This is a genomic window from Ruegeria sp., from assembly GCF_028066395.1.
Lineage (GTDB): Bacteria > Pseudomonadota > Alphaproteobacteria > Rhodobacterales > Rhodobacteraceae > Ruegeria.
In genome coordinates this window covers 1-3104 of sequence record NZ_JALCBM010000133.1, presented here as the reverse complement: position 1 = coordinate 3104, position 3104 = coordinate 1, and the positions used below count along the sequence as shown (strand labels likewise).

Sequence of the window (3104 nt, the reverse complement as noted above, 5' to 3'; positions counted from 1 at the left end):
TGCCCGCGTCGCCCTCACCATCGCCGACGCGGATGCGGCGCAGTTCGGTGTTGTCACGGCGCTCAATCTCGGCGGCCAGTTCATTGGCGGCGCGGGCGGTCTGGTCGGCGCGGTCCGACAGAGTCTGGCTGGCGCTTTCATCTTCCAGCATCAGCACGATATCGGTCAGCGGCGCGCGGTCTTCGATCTGATAGACCGGGCCGGACAGGGCGGCGATAACGACCAAAGCTGCCAGCCCACGCAGCGCCCAGCCGGACAGGCCGCGCCACAGGGCCAGCACGATGCCGCCCAGCGCAACAGTGGCAATCACCGCCAGAATGGGCCAGGGGATCAGCGGATCGAAGATGACGGTTCCGGTCATTGTCCCAGCCTGTCCAGAAGGGCGGGCACGTGGACCTGATCGGATTTGTAATTCCCGGTCAGCACATGCATCACCAGATTGACACCAAAACGATGCGCCAGTTCCCGCTGACGTTCGCCCGCATAGCCGCGCCCTACCGGCAGCAGCGCCTGTCCGTTGCGATCCACCGCCCAAGCCCCGGCCCAGTCATTGCCGCCGATCACCACTGGCGTGACATTGTCATTGAGGTTACGGAAGGGCATCCCCTCGATCTGTTCGGCATCCAGCGGGGCGGATTCAACCCAGACTTCAGTTCCGCCATAGCGGCCCGGGAAATCCTGCAACAGATAGAAAGTGCGGGTCAGCACATGGTCGCGGGGAATAGGCTCTAACGAGGGGATATTCAGCGGACCTGCCAGCTGTTGCAACTTGCGCCCATTGGCGCTGGCAGCCCCGAAACCGGCGATATTGGCGTCGCGCGTGTCGAACAGGATCATACCGCCCGAGCGCAGATAGGCGTTCAGCTTGGCATACGCCTCGGCCGAGGGCTGCGGCTGATCCGGTGTGATCGGCCAGTAGAGCAGCGGGAAAAAGGCCAGCTCATCACGTTCCAGATCGACCCCCACAGGCTCTGCCGGTTCGACCGAAGTGCGGTAATAGAGCGTCTGCACCAGCCCGCGCATCCCAGCCAGCGCGATATCGTCCACCTGCGCATCCCCGGTCAGCACATGGGCCAACACCAGTTCCTGCGTGGAATTGAGAGCAAATTCCGTCTCTTCCGGCGTCTGCGCCTGTGCCTGTGGCACCAGCAGCAGAGCGCCCAGCACCATCGCCGTCGCGCGCGCCAGACCCAACCGCCCGGACAAGGCCAGCGAAGCGATTACGTCCACGGTCAACAGGATCAGCGCGAGGCTCAGCAGAATTCCCCCAATCGGAGTTTCGGTGCTGATTTCCTGACCCTTGATTGGCACATCCGGTGGCCAGACCGCCGGGGTCAGCACCGTATCCTCCGCCAGAACGTTCAACGCCAATTTCTGCTTGCCGCTTTCATAAAGGCCCGGGCGCAGTTCTGGCCCGACCTGCCCCGAGACCAGCGCCACTCCGTCCACGCCGGGCAAGTTCCCTGCATCCGACAAGGTGCCGAACCCGTCGAGTATCTGGATCGGCTCCCACGTAGTGCCCTGTAACTGCTCCACCTGCCGGGATTTCGCGGCGGAGGCGACGGCGAGACGGTCCAGCATTTCGACAAACAGGCCCGAAAGCGGCAGGCTGGACCATTCCGCGTCTGCGGTCACGTGGAACAGCACCACCTGCCCCAGCCCCAGCGCCTTGCGCGTCACCAGAGGTGTGCCGTCAGACAGCGAGGCAATCGCCCGATCCGCCAGATTAGGGTCTGGTTGTGCCATGACTTGCGTGGTCACGGTGACATCCGGCGGAATCTGCAACCCGAAGAAGGGCGAGCCTTCGGGAAAGGGCGCCAACCCCTTCGCCTCACCCCAGCTCATCGCGCCACCGACGGACCGGCCACCGCTACGCAGGCGGACGGGCAGCAGGGTATCCTCGGCATCGCGGCCAAGATCGCTGGCGGCCATGCGGGGTCCGGCAAAGCGCAGCAGCAGCCCGCCCTGTTCGACCCATTCGGTCAGACGCGCCTGTTCGGTGTCGGACAATGTGGCCACATCGGCCAGAACGATCACATCGGGGTTGGCGGGCAGAACCTCGAGCAAACCGCCTTCGACAAAATCGGCGGTCGGGATCAGCACCTGCGTCAGGTAATGCAGCGGCGACAGCAGCTCTAGCCCCTCGCGGTTCAGGGTTCCGGCGATCAGGGCGACCTCGCGCCGGCGCAGGCTGTCATCGGTCAGGGTCACGGCCCCGGCGGACCGCTGGCCCTGTATCTCGAACCGGGTGATCCGGGCGCGCAGTTCCGAGGGCAGCGCCAGCTCGGTTTGTGCCGTGTCAGAGCCGGTTTCGAACTGCATCTCGGTCGTGTGCAGCACCCGCATCGCACCCGCCGGATCACGGCCTTGGGCCAGCACGGTGATGGTTTCAGCCCCGCCGGGTTCGGCCCGCAAAGCGGTCAGTTGGATCGCCCCATCCTGATAAGACGCAGGCGCAACCGCCACGACCGGGGCCGAGGACCGATAGACCGTCACCGCCCCGCGCGATTGCAGGGCCGAGAGCAGCCGGTCATGCCCGGCATAGGACAGGCGGTCGCTGAACCAATGGGTGTCGAACCCTCCGGGAATTTCACCCAGCGCGGCCACAGCGCCATCGATCTGCGCCTCGGTCGGTTGCCAGGGCATCGGCGTCAGGCCGGGCAAGCGCCCGCGCCATGCCTCTGCCGCCTGAAACACCGGCGCCTCGGCATCCGTCAGGCGCAGGATTGAGACGGGGCGACCGGCGCGTCCAGCCTCGGTCAGTTGGGCGTCGATCTGATCCAGCGTGGCGGACCAACGGGAGGCCCCGGCCCAGCTGGCATCCAGCACCAGCAGTAAGGGACCCGATCCAGCCTCATCCCGCGCGGGGTTCAGGACCGGACCCGCCAGCCCAATGATGATCGCCGCCGCCGCCAGCATCCGCAGCAGCAGCAGCCACCAAGGGGTGCGATCCGAGACACTTTCGTCATCCTTCAGACCCAGCAGCAACGTCACCGCCGGGAACAGGCGGCGGATCGGTGCGGGTGGCACGGCGCGCAGGATCAACCACAGGATCGGCAGGGTCAGCAGACCCAGCAGTACCCAGGGCGCGGTAAAGCCGATGC

At 65.8% G+C, this 3104-nt stretch carries 1 protein-coding gene and 1 pseudogene; both read right to left on the bottom strand.

Annotated elements, in window-relative coordinates:
* Positions 1-361 (bottom strand): annotated as a pseudogene (locus MPJ51_RS21645) (hypothetical protein); the annotation flags it as partial.
* Positions 358-3102, bottom strand: coding sequence for a DUF4159 domain-containing protein (locus MPJ51_RS21640; protein WP_298391127.1), 2745 nt, complete (start codon positions 3100-3102; stop codon positions 358-360). The gene MPJ51_RS21640 and the pseudogene MPJ51_RS21645, both read right to left, overlap by 4 nt.
* Positions 3103-3104: the final 2 nt, after the last annotated feature.